Annotated in this window: 16 protein-coding genes; 11 read left to right on the top strand and 5 right to left on the bottom strand. The window is 64.2% G+C overall.

Features of this window, described 5'->3' with window-relative positions:
• Positions 1 to 554: 554 nt before the first annotated feature.
• From SFUM_RS12230 to SFUM_RS12240, 3 genes are all read right to left on the bottom strand, one after another.
• Positions 555 to 1,238, bottom strand: coding sequence for a J domain-containing protein (locus SFUM_RS12230; RefSeq protein WP_011699213.1), 684 nt, complete (start codon positions 1,236 to 1,238; stop codon positions 555 to 557).
• Between the two features lie 291 nt (positions 1,239 to 1,529).
• On the bottom strand, positions 1,530 to 1,937 hold the full coding sequence (locus tag SFUM_RS12235; RefSeq protein WP_011699214.1) for an Hsp20/alpha crystallin family protein: 408 nt from the start codon (positions 1,935 to 1,937) through the stop codon (positions 1,530 to 1,532).
• 60 nt (positions 1,938 to 1,997) lie between these two features.
• On the bottom strand, positions 1,998 to 2,453 hold the full coding sequence (locus SFUM_RS12240) for an Hsp20/alpha crystallin family protein (protein WP_011699215.1): 456 nt from the start codon (positions 2,451 to 2,453) through the stop codon (positions 1,998 to 2,000).
• Between the two features lie 205 nt (positions 2,454 to 2,658).
• On the opposite strand from SFUM_RS12240, the gene SFUM_RS12245 reads away from it, so the two are divergent.
• The 8 genes from SFUM_RS12245 (at position 2,659) to SFUM_RS12275 (ending at position 12,662) form a co-directional block, all read left to right on the top strand.
• Positions 2,659 to 3,294 (top strand): tyrosine-type recombinase/integrase, encoded by a 636-nt coding sequence (locus SFUM_RS12245; protein WP_011699216.1) that lies wholly within the window; start codon positions 2,659 to 2,661, stop codon positions 3,292 to 3,294.
• 242 nt (positions 3,295 to 3,536) lie between these two features.
• On the top strand, positions 3,537 to 5,183 hold the full coding sequence (locus tag SFUM_RS12250; protein ID WP_011699217.1) for a hypothetical protein: 1,647 nt from the start codon (positions 3,537 to 3,539) through the stop codon (positions 5,181 to 5,183).
• 392 nt (positions 5,184 to 5,575) lie between these two features.
• Positions 5,576 to 6,088, top strand: coding sequence for a S24 family peptidase (locus SFUM_RS23340; protein WP_011699218.1), 513 nt, complete (start codon positions 5,576 to 5,578; stop codon positions 6,086 to 6,088).
• On the top strand, positions 6,088 to 6,423 hold the full coding sequence (locus tag SFUM_RS23345) for a PqqD family protein (RefSeq protein WP_011699219.1): 336 nt from the start codon (positions 6,088 to 6,090) through the stop codon (positions 6,421 to 6,423). Before SFUM_RS23340 ends, SFUM_RS23345 begins: the two co-directional genes overlap by 1 nt.
• An 86-nt stretch (positions 6,424 to 6,509) precedes the next feature.
• Positions 6,510 to 10,313 carry a C25 family cysteine peptidase gene (locus tag SFUM_RS21800; RefSeq protein ID WP_011699220.1) on the top strand — a complete coding sequence of 1,268 codons (3,804 nt, stop codon included), beginning with the start codon at positions 6,510 to 6,512 and terminating at the stop codon, positions 10,311 to 10,313.
• A 72-nt stretch (positions 10,314 to 10,385) separates the two neighbouring features.
• Positions 10,386 to 10,553, top strand: a complete 168-nt coding sequence (locus SFUM_RS23350; RefSeq protein WP_167321344.1) for a hypothetical protein — start codon at positions 10,386 to 10,388, stop codon at positions 10,551 to 10,553.
• A 1-nt stretch (position 10,554) separates the two neighbouring features.
• Complete coding sequence (locus tag SFUM_RS21805; RefSeq protein WP_011699221.1) at positions 10,555 to 11,688, top strand: radical SAM protein; 1,134 nt, start codon at positions 10,555 to 10,557, stop codon at positions 11,686 to 11,688.
• A 56-nt stretch (positions 11,689 to 11,744) separates the two neighbouring features.
• Positions 11,745 to 12,662, top strand: a complete 918-nt coding sequence (locus tag SFUM_RS12275) for an HPr kinase (protein ID WP_011699222.1) — start codon at positions 11,745 to 11,747, stop codon at positions 12,660 to 12,662.
• Positions 12,663 to 12,683: 21 nt separating this feature from the next.
• On the opposite strand, the gene SFUM_RS12280 is transcribed toward SFUM_RS12275, so the two are convergent.
• Together SFUM_RS12280 and SFUM_RS12285 are read right to left on the bottom strand one after the other, a co-directional pair.
• Positions 12,684 to 12,977 carry a hypothetical protein gene (locus SFUM_RS12280; protein ID WP_011699223.1) on the bottom strand — a complete coding sequence of 98 codons (294 nt, stop codon included), beginning with the start codon at positions 12,975 to 12,977 and terminating at the stop codon, positions 12,684 to 12,686.
• 407 nt (positions 12,978 to 13,384) lie between these two features.
• Entirely contained in the window at positions 13,385 to 14,530 is a 1,146-nt protein-coding gene (locus SFUM_RS12285; RefSeq protein ID WP_167321345.1) for a M20 family metallopeptidase, read from the bottom strand.
• A gap of 404 nt (positions 14,531 to 14,934) precedes the next feature.
• On the opposite strand from SFUM_RS12285, the gene hutU reads away from it, so the two are divergent.
• From hutU to hutH, 3 genes are all read left to right on the top strand, one after another.
• The gene (gene hutU, locus SFUM_RS12290; RefSeq protein WP_011699225.1) at positions 14,935 to 16,647 is read left to right on the top strand and encodes a urocanate hydratase; all 1,713 of its coding nucleotides are present in this window, start codon (positions 14,935 to 14,937) and stop codon (positions 16,645 to 16,647) included.
• A gap of 128 nt (positions 16,648 to 16,775) precedes the next feature.
• Positions 16,776 to 18,050, top strand: coding sequence for an imidazolonepropionase (gene hutI, locus SFUM_RS12295; RefSeq protein ID WP_011699226.1), 1,275 nt, complete (start codon positions 16,776 to 16,778; stop codon positions 18,048 to 18,050).
• 28 nt (positions 18,051 to 18,078) lie between these two features.
• On the top strand, positions 18,079 to 19,608 hold the full coding sequence (hutH, locus tag SFUM_RS12300) for a histidine ammonia-lyase (protein WP_011699227.1): 1,530 nt from the start codon (positions 18,079 to 18,081) through the stop codon (positions 19,606 to 19,608).
• The last annotated feature ends 156 nt before the right edge of the window (positions 19,609 to 19,764 follow it).

Below are 19,764 nucleotides of genomic sequence, written 5' to 3' on the forward strand. Positions count from 1 at the left end.
GGCGGGAGGTGGAAAGCCCTCCCCGGAAACCTGTTTTCAAGCCTGGTGGGTGAAGGAGGCGCAATGGGCGATTGCGTTCCAGGCGATCATATCGCGGGCGGGCATAAAGCCCCCCCTGGATTCGACCGGCGCATCCCTGCCATCCGACCGGCGCATCCCTGCCATCCGACCGGCACATCCCCACATTCGACCGGCACATCCCAACAGCCGCCGGGCACACTCCCTTGCGGATGAACATCGACTTGTGGTCATTGGCTGGGCGCCCGGGGAAGGGGTCTTGCACTCGGCGAAGATTGGTCAAAATCGGTTTCGCGCCATGCGCACGCCGTTTCAGTGATGGGTAGCCGGCATGAACGACGTCAGCCGACGCGTTTGATCTCTTCGAGGGAAATTTGGTGGAACGCGGTTGCCTGCACTGAATTTCGCGCCTTGCGTCGGGTTCCGGCCGGAAGGTCGAAGCCGGCGAGATACCGCAAAGCGGTGGGACATGCCAAGGCGCCCCTTGCCGGAGGCGGCCCTGCCGCGTGAACGCCCGGGCGAAAGCGGTGCGCGGGCTACTTGATGAGAATATGAACCAGCAGCGTCGAACGGGGATTTGTTCCCAGGGGAATTTCCATGACCGTGCGATGCCGCACCCCGGGCGGAATCCAGAGCGCAATGGTCGCTTCGTCCATTTCCCCGACTCCCAGGCAATACGAGCATTCCGGCATCCCGGGCCTTCTCACCCCTTTGCACATGGGGCATTGCGGGTGGACGGGAACCGGCAGCACCCCTCCCCTTTCCGCTTCCTCTCGGGACAGGTACACCTCCAGTTCGAGCGCCTCGCGGACGCCTATCCCGTAGGGGAACGGTTGGAAGAATTCATCGATGAACGTCCTGAACGTGCTTCCGAACGGCCCTTCGCCCGCCAGGCCTTCGGCGGGGACCAGCGCTTCCTTCGAGCCGCCGGATACGACCGGCGAGACCTGCGGCCCGGTCACGTTCGTCGTTCCCGCCATCCGGATTTCCACCCTGGGAGCGGCTTCCCGCCTGGCCAGCTCTTCCGTGTAAGCCCGCCGTGCCTCGGGATCCGACAGCACGGCGTAGGCCTCGCTGATCTCCTGAAAGGCCCGCGTCGCCGCCGCCCCCGCGTGATCGGGGTGAAAGCGCTTGGCCAGCCTCCGATACGCGTCGCGGATCCCGCTCTGGCTCTCCGAACGACCGATGTCCAGTGTTGCGTAATAATCCCGTTTCTCCATGGCATCATCCTCCTTCGGTGTTAATCGGCAGGTCGATGCCCGAACAAAAGACGCGATTTGAAGCACTCGGGCTCAACATTAACATCGGCGTGATTACCGTTCGTTCAGATTCGCTTCGGACAGGCTCCCCTCATCGGAATTCCAACTTTTCCGGCATTCACGCTCAATCAATACACATGTTGTCGCGCGCGACGGCATGGAATTTCATCGCCCCCTTCCGCCTTCCGGCCGGCCGGGGCTGCCGGTTGGGACCCAGCCCCGGGGCGAGTCCCAACCTCCCGTTACATCGACTCAGGCGACGGGCGCGGCATTGACCGCGATCTTGCGCGGTTTCGCGGCTTCCGCCTTGGGCAGCACGAGCTTCAGCACACCGTCCTTCATGGACGCTTCGATCTTCGAGCGGTCGATGACATTGGAGAGGGTAAACTGCCGGTAATAATCCCCGACCTGGTATTCGTCGAGGACAACGGTACCCTTTCCGTCTTCGACCATGGCCGAGGCCTTGATCGTGAGCTGGTCGTGATTCAGGTCTATGTCCACGTTCTCGATGGGCACACCCGGGATATCGGCCAACAGGGTGATCGCGTCGGCCGATTCGTATATGTCCACCGCCGGGACGAACACCGGAACATTCCGGGTACTCTCGGAACCGGTTCGTAATTCCTTTTTTTCCTGCAATTGCAAATCCTTGTCTGCCATGAAACACCTCCCGATCCATTTGTTCGCGGCTTCCGCCACAGGCTGCGGGAACCGTTCCGATCATTCGGATTTTACAGCGATCTTCCGGGGCTTCGCGTGCTCGGCCTTGGGAAGAACCAGCCTCAAGACCCCGTTCGCGAATTCCGCGCGCACCGCCTCACCATTGATCTCGTGAGGGAGCGTGACCGCCTTGCGAAAGCATCCCGGCATCCGCTCGCGCCGGTGATAGCTGACGTTCTCGACGCCGTCGGCCTTGCGTTCCCCACTCAGGGTCAAGGTGTTCCCGACCACGGAGATTTCGATGTCTTCCGGCTTGATGCCGGGCAGTTCGGCGCGGGCGTAGAAATTGTCGGCGTCCTCGTCGATATTGAGCGCGGGGAACACGCCCGAGCCGGTTGCGCCGGAAGTCCCGCTCATCAGAGAGCCGAACAGGCGGTCCATTTGCCGCTGCATGCGCGCCAACTCCTCAAAGGGGTTGGAAAAGTACGACAATCCCGGATAACGGATAACAGCCATTGTCCGCTACCTCCTTTCCTGTTGATGTGTCGAGTTATACGCTGGAGTCACGTTTCGGCATGAAATTAAGCGCACGGCGGGGACCTGTCAATACACGCACAACATAATTTTCGTGTAATTGATTTTCCGCTTGAAAATGTCTAAAAATATGAACAGGGTATTCGGAAAAAGCGCCGTGTCGGGCGCAAGCATGGAGTGTAACGCGATGGCCAAGATCATTATCACGGAACAGGAACCGGGTATCGATCCGGAGGCCGGGGCAGGCGTCAGGCACCTCGACGACGTTCAGCTCGACCGGCTCATGGAGGCTTTCGCGATCTGGCACGATGCCGCGGCGAGCAGCTATATCCGCAGGGTCCGCGGGCGTTACAGGCTGGCGTTTCTGCTGCTGCGATACACCGGGGCGCGGCTGGGCGAGATCCTGAGGGTCGACGACGCCTCCGATATAGATTATGAGGGATGCGAAGTCAGGATCGCGGTGCGGATGCCCGCCGCCATGAGACAGGTGTTGCGCGCCGTTCCCCTGCCGCCCGACGTCGTCGCCGCGGTGCTCGATTACCTGAACGAATTCCCCGCGATGCAGGGCAGAGTTTTCGCGCTCGATCAGGGAAATTTCCGCCGGGAATTCTACCGCCGCGCCGAGGAGGCCCGGATACCCCGGCCCCTCTCGCATCCTCACATCCTCAGGCACACCAGGGCGATTGAAATGCTGCGGGCCGGGGTCCCGCTGACCGTGGTGCAGGACATCCTGGGACACGTGCTGAGCAGCTCGACGACCGTTTACCTGCAGCGCCCGGAAGTCATGATACGGCGCATCCTCAAAGACCGGGGATTGCTCTGATACCGCAAAACGTTCACAATGGTGATCCTTTCGTGCGACAAGAGCACGGGGGATGACGTCGCGTTCCCCGGGGCTTGCGCGCGCGCGAGCGTTCGAAACCGAAGGTTCGACGCACGGGAACGAAGGCTTATCGGAATATCCGGCCGTGTCTTCTTCCTGGTCCATGGTGACGGCCTTCGTTGCGGATTCCACGGATTGCCGGGGGGATGCATCCGATCGCGAACTGGAGGGAGGAAAGATTCATGAGGAAGGTCTGCTTGATACTGCTCGTGGCCGGTTTGGTGCCGGTCCTGGCCGGCCCGGGATTTGCCTGGCAGGGGCGAATGGGCGGCATGGGAGATCCTTATGGGCTGGTCGACGACGAATCGGATTTCCTCGTCTTGCCGTCCAGGATCGCCGAAGACCGGGGCGTAAGGTACTACGGGGATGCCCGGTTCCTCCTCCGCGATGTGAGGGATTTGAACTGGAGTGCCCGGCAGAGCGGGCCGATCCGGGTGTCCGGGACCGAGCTGACAGGTTTCCACCTTGCAGGAGATTGGTCGGCGTCCGGGAGCTCGTGGGACTACGGCACGCTCGTGGGGGCGGCTTTTCCCGCGGGAGCCGGCCGGTTGGGGGTCTTTTTCGATTACAGGGGGCAGACCGGCGATTTTGATGGAAAACAGGGGCTTTTCGCCGGATTCCCGGGGACGGGCAACCGCCTGGCCGCGTCCTCGGCATTCGACATGGAGGCCGGCACCGATGATTTCAACCTCCGGGTCGTCTATGGCCAGGCCGTTGGAGGCGAGCTGAGCATCGGCGGTGAAATCCAGGTGGCGCATCGACGCGAAGAAAACCGATATCGCAACGTCCTTTCCGGCCTCACCGTGAACGACGCCGTCCTGGACATCGGGGTGGCTCTGCAAAACGATTTCCTCGGCGAGCTCTATCCTTTCATGAAGCCGTTCGATTCCACCAGCTGGGAAGTTCTTTTCAAGGGCGGCATGGAAGGTCGCCTGGGGCCCGCCCGGGTCGGAATGGACGTTCACGGCGGCCCCGTTTTCGGCGGCGACAACACCCTGGACCACGCCGGCGTCGTTTCCGCCGGCGCCCTTGCGCTGGAAAACGCCTTCCGGCTCAAGGGAGATGTGAGCGGCTGGCAGGCGGGAGGGGACATCTGGGTGAGATATCCTTGCTCCGATACGGTGTCGCTGCCGTTCAGCCTGAGGGTGAACTACCGGGACAAGACAAGGGACGGTCGCGGCACCGGCGATTTCGCGATCCGCATCGGCCCCTCCATCGCGACGCATTCAATGGGATGGGAATACGGCCACAAGGAAACGAACCTGGACATCGAAGCGGGCGGCGGCATCGACGTGCAGGTCTCGAGAGACCTGGAGGTCGCCTCCGGCCTCTATTACAACTTCATACGGGCGCGGGAGCGGTTGAATATTGCCGCGATGCCCGGCATCGTGGTCTTCGACGACCCCGTCGTCATCGGTTTGAGCGACGATCCGTTCCCTCGGACCACCCAACACCTGGTGAAACTCAAGGTGGCGGCCGAGCGGAAACTGGGTTCCTCCCGGTTGCGAGGCGGGATCACCGCCTTCGGGGGCCGCGTGAGCGAGGAATACGCTTTCTCCCTGGGCGCGCCGTCGCTCTTCGGGGTCACGCTCCTGTCCGGCGGCGGTTCCCTGGAGGGGAGCACCTGGGGAATCATGGGAGCATTCGGCGCCGGCATGCAGTTTCAGGGCTGCACCGTCGAGCCGTTCATCCAGGCGGGATACCAGGCGTTCAGCCTGGATGGAGACGGCAGGACACGCGCGCTGGACGCGCTGATCGTCGTCCCCTGGACACTGGACAAGAACAGGAACGAAGCCCTGGTGGGCGCCGGGGTCTCCGTCGCCTTCTGATTTACCGCATGTTTTTCGAATGGCGTGGAGGCGGGTCGTCCCCGCCTCTACGCGTCGATTCCCCGATTGCGATACGTCCTTTTTTCGAAATCTTTCTATTGTCCCTTAATAATATTAAATTTCAGTGTCTTGCCCTATTGTGCCGATTCTATGGTTGACCGTCTGAAACAGGGCGTGCTATTTTCGATTTTGCTAAGAATTATCCAGCGCTAGGGCGCATCAATCATAAAAAAAGAATGGAAGAATAAAGGCCCGGAGATTGCGGGAAAGGCGCACTCGTGCGCCGTGGTGCCGGCGTGTCCGGATGGTTTTCGAAAACCATCCGGACGCGCGCAGCCGCGGTCCGTGGGATGCGAGCGGGCGGGTCACCGGTTTATTCGGGAGGCGGTCGGTTGCGGGGAAAGCGCATCGCTGCATCGAGAACCATGCTCGACGGGGATGGACACGTTCCGAAAGTGGATGCCTGGTCTGCGCCCGCGGATGTGGGCACGGCCATCGTCCGGGAGTGCCTGCGGGAATACGCGCAGGTTCGCCTGAAGGTGAAAGGCCGGTGCATGGCCCCGGCCATCGTTCCCGGAACGACCGTCGTGCTGCGGGAAGCACGAATGTGTCCTCCGAAGGCGGGCGACGTCGTCCTCGTGCGTCACGCGGGGGGACTGAGGCTTCACCGCCTGTACGTCGGGCCGCCCTTTGCCTTCAAAGACCGCCGTTGGCGAACGCGCGGAGACCGGGGCTATTCCTGGGATCCGGAGATCCGGCCGGGCGGAGTCCTGGGCACCCTGGCGGCGGTGGAAGGCACGGCTCTTCCCGACTGGCGGAGAGGACCGTGGGGGCTCGCATGGTTGGCGCTGGCGGGTTTCCTCAAGGCGGCGCGGGCAAGACGGAGAACGAGAAGGATGCCCTGATGGGAACTGTGGGTATTTCACTTGCGGATCGGTTCGGCCGCGCCGAGGACGTCGTGGGGCGCGACATAGCGGGGGAATACATCCTGGTCCGGGTCGTGCGCAGCGCGGCGGATCTCGATTCGATCTACCACCTGAACCGCGTCGGGGCTTTTGTCTGGGAACGGCTGGACGGGTGCACCCGGGGCGAGGAGATCGTCCGGGGACTCACCGAGTGTTTCGAAGTGGATGATGTCCGGGCCGCGAACGATTACCGGTTCTTTCTTGCGCAGCTTGAATCGGTGCGGGTCGTGACCCGGTGCGAGGGAAGCGAGGCAAGACAGGACAAGGTCCTTTGAACCCGGCCCGGCGGCGGATATCCGGTTGGAAACGCCGGGGCGAAGCCGGCAGCGTCGATGCAGCTGCCCGCGAAGGAGGAGACAGAATGGATCGGCTTCGGTCATCCATGGTTGGAGCGGCCCTGCTGCTCGTTGTGCTGCTTCTGTTGCCGGTCGACTGCCGCGCTCAGCTCTGCTCCGACTTTCCCGACGGGGGAACCCTGACGGGCGTCGTGAATACCTATTACCAGGGCTATCAGTCCGCTTCCGCCGGCGCCACGCAAATCCGGGTGGATGTTTCGACCATCCGCGGGGCGGGAGCCTCCATCGCCTCGGGCACCATGCTGCTCGTGATCCAGATGCAGGACGCCACCATCAATTCGTCCAACAACAACCGCTACGGCGACGGCGGGACAGGCGCTATCGCCAACGGACAAACCGACCTCCGCTCATCCGGCTATTTCGAATACGTCCTGGCGCAGGGCGCGCCCGACGCCAACGGCTACGTCAACATCACCGGGGCGGGGACGGGCAACGGGCTGCTCCACGCGTACTACCTGGCCGCGGGCCCTCCCCAAAGGCGATTCCAGGTGATCGTCGTCCCGCGATACAAGACGGCGACCTTGAGCGGCTCGCTCACGGTTTCCCCCTGGAACGGCAACAACGGGGGCGTGCTGGCGCTGGACATCACCGGAACGCTCACGCTGGGCGGGACGGTCAGCCTCGACGGGATGGGATTCCGGGGGGGCGGCGGGCGTGCATTGACGGGCGACAGCAGCGGCAGAAATACCGACTATCGCAGAGTCGTTACCGATACGTGCCATGGTTCCAAGGGCGAGGGCATCGCCGGAACCCCGCAGTACGTCTTCGACGGTTCCGCCGTCACAAACACCACCGTTGACGGGTACCCAAACGGAAGCCAGGCCAGGGGCGGTCCCGGCAACGCGGCGGGAGGAGGAACGGACGGCAACCCGTCGACCAACGATGAAAACAGCGGGGGCGGCGGCGGCGGAAACGGCGGCCAGGGAGGTTACGGAGGAAATTCCTGGGACAGCAACCTGGCTGTCGGCGGGCATCCCGGCGCCGTGTTTCCGTACGCGGTGGGGACGAACGCTCGAATCGCCATGGGCGGCGGCGGTGGAGCGGGATCCCGCAACAACTCGTCTGGATTCCAGAGCTCCGGCGGCCCCGGAGGCGGCATCGTCATCATCCGCGCCACCGCCGTGAGCGGAACGGGCACGATCACGGCAAACGGCAGAGGCCGCGACATCGCCAACATCACCCCGGAGAACGACGGGGGAGGAGGAGGAGGCGCCGGCGGAAGCATCGTCGTCGTGACGCGCGACGGGAACCTTTCCGGGCTCACCGTGGAAGCCAGGGGAGGAGGAGGCGCGGACGCCTGGCCGACCGAGGCTCCCGGAGGCACTCCCGGAGCCCGCCACGGACCGGGAGGCGGAGGCGGAGGCGGGGTCATCCTCCTGTCCGGCGCGCCCGCATCTTCCAGTGTCTCCGGCGGCGTCAACGGCACCACCACCACCGCCGCGGACGCTTTCGGCGCGACCGCGGGCAGCGCGGGCACGGTTCAGACCGCCGTCACGATCAATCAGGTCCCCGGAATACAGTCGTGTAACAGCAGCGCGAGCCGCGCGACCATTCGCGGCATCCGCGTCGACCGGTCCGGCCTGGTCGAATTCGCCACCGAATCCCAGCAGGGCTCCATCGCCTTCCACGTCTGGGAAACCTCCGATCCGTCGGGCAGGGAAGACCGGCGGCTGCTGAGCTGGGAGGCTACCCCGTCGCTGCCCCTGACCACGTTGGAGCCGGTGATTTACCGGGTCCCGACCCGGCCGGTCGCCGCGCCGTACATCCTGATCGAAGAGATCGACACGCGGGGCGCCCACCGCATGATGGGTCCCTTTCCGGTATGCGATGAAACCCTGGCCGAGGAATTTCTGAACACCGAAGTGCGCGTGGCCGGGAACGCGGCGCTGAAGGCGGCCGCAAAACAAACGGCAAGGCGCGGCGGGCACCGGGAATCGCCTTCGCGCACGGCGGCGATTCCCTCGAGTGTGCCCGGTTCGTCGGACGCCGCTCCCGTGGCCGTCAAGATCGAGGTCTCCTCGCCCGGGATTGTGCGCGTGCCCGTGGCGGACCTCGTCTCCCTGGGGATGCCCCCCGCCTTGGCGAGCCACCCGGAGCTCCTGCGCCTCACGAGCCTCGGGGTTGCCGTCCCGTTCAGCATCGTTCCCGGAACGAACGGGGGAGACGCGCTGCAGTTCAGCGCCGATACGCTCTCAAGCGACTACACCGACCGCAACGCGGTCCTGCTCTCCTGGGCATGGAACCCGTTCGCCACGCCCAAAGTCGGGCTGACCCGTTCGGGTTTTGCGCTCGAACCCGGCATGGTGCGCATCGAGCGCGACCGGTTCTACGCTCCCTTCGCGGCGCCCGGCGCCGATCCCTGGGTTTGGGATTTCGTTGCGGCCCCGACGGCATCCCGCACCTGGTCCTTCGATCTTCCCCGTCCCGTTTCCGCGGGAACGGATCCGGTATCGGTGCGGATCGGCTTTTCCGGGTTCACCACTCATAACCATACCGTGCGCGCCGCGCTTAACGGCCTGCCGGTGGGCGAAACCACCATCGCCGGGCGGACCCCGGGGATGATCCTGGGGCAAGTCCCGGCGGGCACCGTGCTCGGGAGCGGCAACCAACTGAGCGTCCAGTACACGGCAACCTCGGACAACCCCGATGAGGCGGGCCTCGTCTTTCTCGATGTCGTGGACGTCGGCGTCCCGCTCCAGCCGGTCACCGCCGAGGTGTCCGCGGACCGGATCACTCCCTTCGCCTGCGCCCTGCCGCCGTTGAACGGCGTGGACTACTGCATCGTCACGCACGGCCTGTTCACCGACGGGGCCCGGCGCATCGCCGAACAGAAGCGCAATGAAGGGTACAACCCGGCGATCGTGGACGTGGAAGTGCTCTACAACCGTTACAGCGCGGGCGTGCCGGAGCCCAACGCGCTGCGCAGATTTCTGCGCTGCGCGAGAGTCCATTCCGGCGGGGCGCTGCGCTACGTGCTCCTGGTCGGCGACGACACCTTCGACCCGAAAGACCACCTGGGCAGGGGGCTGGTTTCATTCATTCCGTCCCTCAACGGAATGGACGAGATTTTCGGCAGAGTCCCCTCGGAAAACCGGTACGCGGATCTTAACGACGACGGTGTTCCGGACCTTGCCATCGGGCGGCTTCCCGTCTCCACGGTGGAGCAGATGGAGTCGATGGCCGACAAGATCGTCGGGCAGGACGCGCTCCTGGCAGCGGGCAAAGGGAAGCACCTTTTCGCCGTGGACAATCCGGGAGACGACGACCCGGACTTCAGGCAGTGGGCGGAACAGGTCGCCGGGACCCTGCCTCCGGAGACCGCAATCAAGTGGGCCGATATCGCCGAAGGCCCGGCGGCGGCACGGGCTGTTCTTCTGCAGAGCCTGCGAACCGGGGCCGAGGCCACGCATTATTTCGGCCACGGAGGTTTTGAAATCTGGAGCGACGACGGGTTGCTGACGGCAACCGACGCGGCCGCACAGGCGGGCAGCGGCGTCGGAACGGTCCTTTTCACCTGGGCCTGCCAGAGCCAGTGGTATCAGTATCACCTGGGCCTGACCGTCAACGAAGCCCTGCTCCTGGCCCCCGACGGCGGGGCGGTGGCGGCGCTGGGCCCCGCGGGAATAACCCCGCCCGAGCTGCAGCGGATGCTGTCCACCAACGTTTATGCCGGCTTGAAGAGGGGACTGACCCTCGGCCAGGCGATCCGGCAGGCCAAGGCCAGGGCGATCCGGGCGGGCGGTTTCACGCGCCCCGTTGTGGACGGCTGGAACCTGCTGGGAGACCCCGCTCTGCGTTTGAACCGGTAGCCCGTGCCCGGGTGTCGGCCGCACGGCGACGCCCGGATTGCGGCGATAGGACGGTGCATCACGGATCGATTTATGGAAGATATGGAAGACAAGAAACATGTGACGAAGGAGCCCTACGAGGCTCCCCTCATTCGAAGAATCGATCTCACGCCGGATGAGTTGGCCTCCACGGGGTGCAAGAGCACCGGCCCTCTGTGCGACAACGGGGGAGTACTGGTCAACCGGGAGGCGGGGAGCTAGGATGTCCGTACCCGCTGTCCCAGAGCTGAGCTTCCGGGATTTTGCGGCGGAACTGGGGGCGAAAGAGCGCCGAATTCCCCTGCACGGCACCATTGAAACCACGTTCCGCTGCAACCTGAATTGCGTCCATTGTTACATCAGCGAGCCTTTCCACTCCGGAAAGACCCGCGCCCGCGAAATGGGACTCAACCGCCTGCTGTCGCTTCTCGACGAAGTCGCTGATCGGGGTTGTCTCGATCTGCTGCTGACGGGTGGGGAAGTCCTCATCCGGCGGGATTTTCCTCAACTCTACGCCTATGCCGTCCGCAAGGGTTTTCGCGTCACGGTTTTCACCAACGGGACCCTGGTGACCGAGAGAATCGCGCGGCTCTTCGGCGCCATGCTGCCCGCTCGCGTGGAGATCACTCTGTACGGGATGACGGCCGCCACGTACGAACGCATCACTCGGGTGCCCGGTTCCTTCGACCGGTGCATGCGGGGAATCATGCTGCTCCAGGGCTGCGGTGCGCGCCTGGGCCTGAAGACCATGCTGACGAAGTGGAACGAGCACGAGCTCGCGGAGATGAGGGCATTCGCCCGGAACCTGGGCATCGGATTCCGGCATGACGCCCTCCTGAACCCTCGGGTGGACGGACTGGAGATTCCCATCGAGGAGCTTCAGCTTCCCCCCGAGAGGGTGGTGGCGGCCGACCTGGAAGTCCCGTCCCTGCTGCGGCGCCAGAGGGAATCGGCATCGAGACTTGCGGCATCCGGCGCAGGGGCCTGCGAGGACCGGCTGTTCCTGTGCGGTGCGGGCGCGGTGTCGTTCAACGTCGACCCTTACGGCGGCCTGCAGCTCTGCCAGCTTGCGCGGCAACCGTCCTTCGACCTTCGAACGGGAACCTTCGCAGAGGGATGGAACGGCTTCCTCCCCGCGCTCCGGGATCGTTGCCGAAGCAAGCCTTCGCCTTGCCGCACGTGCTCTCTGCTGCCGATGTGCGCGAGTTGCCCCGGGGCGGGCCAGTTGGAACACGGGGACCCGGAGCGGCCGGTCGCCAGGTTTTGCGAGATCACCCACCGCCGCGTCCATGCGCTGTTGGGCGATTTCCCCGGCCACCGCGCCGATGCGGCCTGCTGCCTGAATCGCCCGGCTTAACCGCCCGCGTTTCCTCCTCCGGAAGCCCCCGGGGGAAATCGAAGGAACCCGACGTCATGATCGTTCGTCTCAAGGTGGGAGGCATCACACTCCGCGTCCGTTCTCGGCAGGCTTTGCCGTCCCTGCTTCTGCGCGGCGTTTTTCCCCTTTTCTCCGCGCAACGGGGCGGCGACATCCGGATCGGGGTTTCACGACGCCTGCCCCAAATCCCGTCGAAAACCGATCTGCTGTTCGATTCGGGTGGGCTCTGGAAGGTATACGGCCGGAACGGCGGTCTCCTCTATTCGTTCCGAACCCCCGACGGCGCGGAGGAGTTCGGCCGTGTCCTGGCCGTGGACTCCGAGCGCCGGGAGGGGACCCTTCACCTGCCGCCCTCGCCCTGGGACAACAAACGCGGCTACGCCCTCATGTACCCGCTCGACGAACTGATCTTCCAGCACCATGCGGCGAGGGCCGGGAAGCTGTTCATCCATGCCTGCGCGGTGGCGACGGGCGGTAAAGCCTTGCTCTTCTGCGGCCGGTCCGGAGCCGGGAAGACGACGATGGCCCGCCTCTGGCGGCGGCATCGTCGAAGCGCCGTCATTCTGAGCGACGACCGGAGCCTCATCCAGGAAATGGACGGGACTTTCCGGGCCTGTGGGACGCCCTGGCACGGGCTGGGAAAGTACGCCTCCCCCGGCGGGCGGCCCCTTGCCGCGATTTTTTTTCTGCGCCAGGGCGCCGAACCGGTCCTCGAGCCGCTCTCCCGGTTCGAGGCGGCGGCGGAGCTCTTTTCCCGCTCGTTCTATCCCCCCTGGGAAGCCGAAACCGTCGCCCGCGTACTCCAGTATTGCGAACGCATCGCCGCTTCAGTGCCGTGCTACGGCCTCACCTTCCGCCCGGATTCCAGCGCCGTCCGGACCGTCGAAGACATGACCGGCACCCGGCTCACTTCAAATGCCGGCTGCGTGAAAGGAATCGCGTCGACCTGGTGAATCCGGCTCCCGCAACGCGGCTCAGTCCCCCTCGACAATGACCCAGTTCGTCTCAAACGTCGTGTCGTGCAGGGTATACATGTGCCCCATCATCTTGCCCACTCCGGGCAATACTCCGGGCTGCACCTTCCAGTAGGTCAGGTAGATGGCGGGAATCATGCGGGGGTCGCCCTCTTCAGGATCGTCCTCCGTGTTCTGCCATACCTCCCGTTTCTCCATGACGCGCCACAGGGTGCCGTAGCGTTTGCTCCGGACGGTCTGTCCCACTCGCGGCAACCTTTTTTCCATCATGACATCATCATGTGTCGGTTTCATGGCCACACCTCCCCGGGAGATCAAGAATTGCGGGGAACTCGCTCAGTGACGAGTCGCCCGGGTCTTGTCCCCCCATCCTGCAATTCGGTTTGTCGGACAACCCGGTGCCGGCGCCGTGCAAATTCGATTTTCCTCCAGGAGAAAAGTTAAAGAAAATCGGAGACGGGTCGGCAATGAACCATGCTCGGCAAGGTGGTGCGGAAAAGGAAAGCTCGGATGGAATACCTCCCCCGTCCAGGGAGAGGCGATAACCGTAAGACCATTCGGAGGTAAGGGAAGATCCCCTTGCCTTTCAAATAATTATAAACTTACCAGAGCCGCGCGTCACTTGTCAAAAGGATTCGAGCGCCGGACCGCTCTCCGCGCCGTCGCGCGCACGTTCTTTTCGCCGAGGACTCAACGGCGGATCAAGGGTCCTCGCACAGCCGGGCAACGATGCCCGCGAGCAGTGCCGTTCGCGGCACGATGCCGACGATCTCGATCCGTTCCCCGTCACCGCACATGTCGAAGGTTCGCGGTCCCAGACCATCGAGAGTGGCGACTCCGAGCGCCGCGGTAAAGCATCCGTCCGATCCCCCGTATTCCTCGATGGGTTTCAACACCATGCCGATCCGTTCGGCCGTCTCCGCCGCCAGGCGCAGCAGCTTCAGGGTGTTCGGGTTGGGTTCGAGGGGCGGTCGGGTCAGCTTTCCCTCGACTTGAAGGACAATACCCGGGAGAATGGGAGTGGACGCAACTTTCCTCACCATGGCTTCAATCTCTTCCATTCGGGAGGAATCTCGAACGCGTACATCGATATCGGCCACGGCCTCCGCCGCGGTCACCTGCCTGGACCGCCCGCCGGACACCAGATTCACGGACACCTTCACTCCCCGGGCAAAGTCGCTCAACGACTCCAGGGCAAGGATTTTCAGGGCAAGCTCCCGGCAGGCGTTGACTCCGTCGGAATCGGGTTTGAGCACGTGGGCCGCCCGACCGCGAATGGTGAGGCGGAACGCCCCGAGGCCCCAGCGACGAACCGCGACGGACCCGGGTTCCGAAGCCGGCTCCATGACCAGGACCCACGAGGAGCGGCGCGCAATGTCTTCGATGTGCGGCCGCCCCCGGATGCTTCCGATTTCCTCGTCACCGGTCAGGAACACGGTGGTCGGAGGAGTGCTTCGGCCCAACTCGCGCAACGCCTTCAGGGCAAACAGCATTTGCACGATACCGCCCTTGATGTCGCCCACTCCCGGACCGTATGCCAGCCCCCCCTCCACCCGAAAAGGGCGCGCGCCGGCGGTGCCTGCGGGAAAAACGGTGTCCAGGTGCGCGGAAAGAAACAATTCCCCTTCCCCTTTTCCGGGACGTTGCGCGCGCAGGTGGTTGCCCCGGTCCGCCTCCGGAACGACCGACGTTTCGAAACCGAGCGCCTCCAGTTCCCGCGCAACGATCGCACCGCAGCGATCGATGCCTTCCTTGCAGTAGGAACCGCTGTCGATATTGACGAGAAGCTCGATCAAGGATAGCATTTCGCCCTGTCTTGCCTCGAGCCATTCGAGGACTTCCTTCATGACTCCCCCCCTGTTCGACCGGCATCGGAATGATATTGCCGATTCCCGGACCGTGCCCGGGATTCCCGTCCACAAGCTCATCCCGCGCACCGGATCCCCGCGCGGATCCGGATTTTGGACCGATCCACGGCACTCGCCCATGTCATCGGCCGTTTCAAGTATTATATATTGGAATATGCAAGACCGCTCGTGAAATGCATGCCCGTACCGACCGCCCGGAGGCAAGGACGGCATGCGCAGGACGGCGGACTCGGGTAGGTTTCACGAACGCCGTGTGTCCGTTGCGGGCGGGCAAAGTTCCCTCGACATCCAGGCGTGGCGATAGCGGGTCGGAGCAGGATTCATTCCCGCGCGTCCGCGCATAGCGAGCTCTTTCTTGGAACCAACGACCAGGAGTGCCGCCCATGACGAAATCTCCCCGGGAACGCCTGCTGGAAGAACTTCAAATCGGCTGCGGAAAGGCCCGTCCGGTAAGGGCCCCACGGGGCGTCGAACTTCACTGCAAAGGATGGCGCCAGGAAGCGGCACTCAGGATGCTGTGCAATAACCTCGACCCCGAATGCGGAGAACGGCCGGACGATCTCGTCGTGTATGGCGGAACGGGACGGGCCGCCAGGAACTGGGAGTGTTTCGACGCCATCGTGCGGTCGCTCCTCGAGCTGGAAGACGACGAAACCCTGCTGGTGCAGTCGGGAAAGCCGGTGGGAATCCTCAAAACCCATCCGTGGTCGCCCCGGGTCCTGATCGCCAACTCCAACCTCGTGCCCCGCTGGGCCGACTGGGAGCATTTCCACGAGCTGGAGCGCAAGGGATTGACGATGTACGGGCAGATGACCGCGGGGTCGTGGATCTACATCGGGACGCAGGGAATCCTCCAGGGCACTTACGAGACGCTGGCGTCTCTGGCCCGTCAGCATTGGGGAGGGAATCTCGCCGGGCGAATCGTGGTGAGCGGGGGTCTGGGAGGAATGGGCGGAGCGCAGCCGCTCGCGGTCACCCTCAACGAAGGAGTGCTGGTCTGTGTCGAGGTGGATCGCGCACGAATCGAACGCCGCCTGCGCACCCGTTACCTGGACGCCATGACGGAGGACATCGGCGAGGCGATCCGGATGGCCGGGACGGCCGCGGAGCAGAAGCGGCCGCTGTCCGTCGGGCTGTTGGGGAACACGGCGGAAGTGCTTCCCGAGATGGTCCGGATGGGCTTCATACCGGACGTCGTCACGGACCAGACGAGCGCTCACGACGAACTGAACGGATATGTGCCCGCCGGGGTTTCATGCGAACAGGCGGCGGTTTTGCGCTCTTCGGATCCCGGCCGCTATGTGGAGATGGCCCTGGATTCCATGGCCGTGCATTGCCGTGCCGTCCTGGACATGAAAGCACGCGGCGCCGTGGCTTTCGACTACGGAAACAACCTGCGCGCCCAGGCGCTCAAGAGGGGTGTGGAAAATGCCTTCGACTATCCCGGGTTCGTGCCGGCCTACATCCGCCCGCTCTTCTGCGAAGGAGAGGGACCTTTCCGGTGGGTCGCCCTGTCGGGAGATCCGGAAGACATCGCGGTGACCGACCGCGCCCTCATGGAGGCTTTTCCGTACAAGGAGCGCATGGTCCGCTGGCTAACCATGGCCGAGGAAAAAGTCTCCCACATGGGGCTCCCGGCCCGGATCTGCTGGCTCGGCTACGGGGAGCGGGAGAAGGCCGGATTGATCTTCAACGACCTGGTGCGCCGGGGCAGAGTGAAAGCTCCGGTGGTGATCGGCAGGGATCATCTCGACTGCGGTTCGGTGGCATCGCCAAACCGCGAGACGGAAGGCATGCGGGACGGTTCCGATATCGTCGCCGACTGGGCTGTTCTGAACGCCCTGGTCAACGTGGCTTCGGGAGCGAGCTGGGTCGCTTACCACGACGGCGGCGGTGTGGGCATCGGGTATGCGCTCCATGCCGGACAGGTGACCGTCGTCGACGGAACGGACGAAGCCGGGCTGCGCGCCGCGACCGTCCTTCGCAACGACCCGGCCATGGGGATCATCCGGCACGCGGATGCGGCCTACGGGCGCGCCGTGGAGGTGGCGAGGGAGCGCGCGATCCGGATTCCCATGATCAACAGGTTCACATGACCGGGTTCGGTCACGGCCCGGAAATCGACCGGTTCCGCTCTTTCATACGGGATCCGCGCGGGGCGGCTATCCCGATTGGGAACGGCTCCGCGCGAAAGCGGCAAGGACCTTCTGAAAGGGGGATGAACATGAGTCGCAAGCTGTTCAGGAACGGGCGTATTTTCACTCCCACCGACCGGGGAGTTCCGCTCGCCGGGAAACACCAGGGCGATGTGATCCATATTCCCCGGGGAGCCATTTACGCCAAGGACGGCGTGATCGAAGCCGTCGGCGACGAGCGCGAAGTGCTGGCGGGGATCTCCGCGGGCCAGGTGGACGAAGAGATCGACTGCCGGGGATACTGCGTCATTCCGGGCTTCGTCGACCCGCACACTCACATGTGTTTTGCGAAAACCCGGGAAGAAGAATTCCTGCTGCGGATCGAAGGAATGGAGTACCTCGAAATCCTCGGGCGCGGCGGAGGGATTCTGTCCTCCGTTCGAGCCGCGCGGGCAGCCACCGAGGACGAGCTGTTCGCCTTTACCCGCAAGCATGTCATGACGGCTCTCGGTCTCGGGACCACTACCCTCGAAATCAAGAGCGGTTACGGCCTGGACACCGAATCGGAACTGCGGATGCTGCGGGTCATCGAAAGGATCGGGCGGGAAACTCCGCTTGACGTGGTTCCCACCTTTCTGGGAGCCCATGCCATACCCGAAGAGCACGTGGCGCACCCCGACGGATACGTGGACCTGGTGGTCCATGAAATGCTCCCGGCCGTTGCACGGCACTCGGGGGCCGTCTTCTGCGACGTCTTCTGCGAGGCGGGCGTGTTCAGCGTGGCTCAGAGCCGCAGGGTCCTGGAGGCCGCTCGCGGCGTCGGTCTCGAGCTCAAGATCCATACGGATGAGGTCCACGATCTAGGGGGCTCCGCCCTTGCGGCGGAACTCCGGGCAACGTCCGCGGAGCACCTCTTGCGGACGAGCGAGACGAACCTCCGTGCCATGGCGGAAGCCGGAGTCGTCGGGATACTCCTGCCCGCGACGGCCTACAGCTTGCGCAGACGCTACGCTCCGGCCCGTCGCATGGTGGAGCTCGGCTTGCCCGTCGCCGTCGCCACGGACTGCAATCCCGGCACCGCCTACACCGAATCCATGCCGTTCGTGTATGGCCTGGCGGTTCTGGGCATGGGCCTCTCGATGCAGGAAGCGCTCGTTGCCGCGACGCTCAACGGCGCCTATGCGATCGGACAGGGCGGACGGGTCGGGAGCCTGGAGGTGGGCAAGAGCGCGGACTTTTTGCTTCTCGACGGCAAGAGCCCCGCCATTCTGGCCTATCACATCGGGGTGTCGCCCGTGGTGGAGGTTTACAAACAGGCCAACCCGATGCGCCAATGGGAAGGCATCACCGGCGACCACCCGTGAGCATCCCGATTCGTCCGGAGGACCATGCATGAGGGAGATTGTGCTCGGCGTGGACGGAATGACCCTGGAAGACCTCGAGGCCATCGCCCGGGGCGGCGTCCGGGTCCGCCTGAGCGGAGAGTCCGAGGAGCGCATCGTACGGTCCCACGGCCTGGTGCGGCGATGGATCGAGGAGGGGAGAATCATCTACGGCGTGACGACGGGCTTCGGAGCCCTGAGCAACGTCACGATCCCACCGGCGGAGACCAGGATTTTGCAGGAGAACATCCTCATGAGTCATGCGGCGGGCGTCGGCCGTCCGCTGGACGAGGAAACCGTGCGCGCGATCATGGCGCTCCGGGTCAAAGCGCTTGCCAGGGGCCAATCGGGCATCCGGCTCGAAACCGTCCGGAGGCTGGCGGATATGCTCAACCGCGGAATCCACCCGGTCATTCCGGAAAAGGGATCGGTGGGCGCGAGCGGCGACCTGGCCCCGCTGGCGCACCTCGCTCTCGTGCTCATCGGGCGCGGGGAAGCCTTCCACGAAGGAAACCGAATGCGGGGAGCGCAAGCCCTGCGCCGATGCGGCATAGCGCCGCTTCGGCTGGAAGCCGGGGAAGGCCTTGCCCTGGTGAACGGCACGCAGATGACCACGGCCATCGGCGCCCTGGCGGTCTATGATGCCGCGCGCCTCGCCAAACTGGCCGATATCGCGGCAGCCATGAGCCTTGAGGTCCTCCTGGGGAGCAGAACCGAGTTCGACCCGAGAATCCACGAAGTCCGGCCTCACCCCGGTCAGATTGCAGCGGCGGACAACCTGCGCAGAATAACGTCGAACAGCGAAATCATATCTTCCCACAAGGACTGCAACCGAGTCCAGGACGCCTACACGCTCCGGTGCTCACCACAGGTTCACGGCGCGAGCAGGGACGCCATCGACTATGCGGCACGGGTGGTAGTGACCGAAATGAATGCTTCCACGGACAATCCCCTGATCTTTCCGGACACGGAGGAATTCCTCCTGGGGGGTAACTTTCACGGTCAGCCCGTGGGTCTGGCCCTCGACTTTCTGTGCATGGCCGTGGCGGAGCTGGCCGGCATTTCCGAGAGGCGCATCGAACGGCTCGTAAACCCTCAGTTGAGCGGCCTTCCGGCCTTCCTGGTGAGCGAAGGAGGATTGAACTCGGGATTCATGCTGGCCCAGTACACGGCGGCGGCGCTCGTGTCGGAAAACAAAGTGCTCGCGCACCCGGCCACGGTGGATTCCATTCCGACCTCGGCGAACAAGGAGGACCACGTGTCGATGAGTCCCATTGCGGCCCGCAAATGCCGCGAGGCGCTGACGAATGCCGAGTTCGTGATCGCCGTGGAACTGCTCTGCGGAGCGCAGGCCCTCGACCTCTTCACCAACGTCAAGCCGGGCTCGGGGACCCTCGCCGCCTACGAATGCATCCGCCGAACCGTTCCGCACCTCGAAAAAGACCGGGTATTGTCCGAGGACATCCACGCCATGGCTCGTCTCATGAGAAGCGGGACGATTCTCAAGGAAGTCGAAACCGCAGTGGGAAGATTGTGCTAAGATTCCGGCTGCGCGCCCGGCGAGCAATCCCTCGCGTACCCGGTTCCATGCCGTCTGAAAACAATCAGGTCCAACCGTCCGATGATACGCCGGATCTTCTCTTCAAAGGGCCGAGCTTTCCCCGCGGCGACGATCCGAGCCCATCCCCGGCTCCGC

It is taken from the genome of Syntrophobacter fumaroxidans MPOB, from assembly GCF_000014965.1.
GTDB classification, from domain to species: Bacteria; Desulfobacterota; Syntrophobacteria; order Syntrophobacterales; family Syntrophobacteraceae; genus Syntrophobacter; species Syntrophobacter fumaroxidans.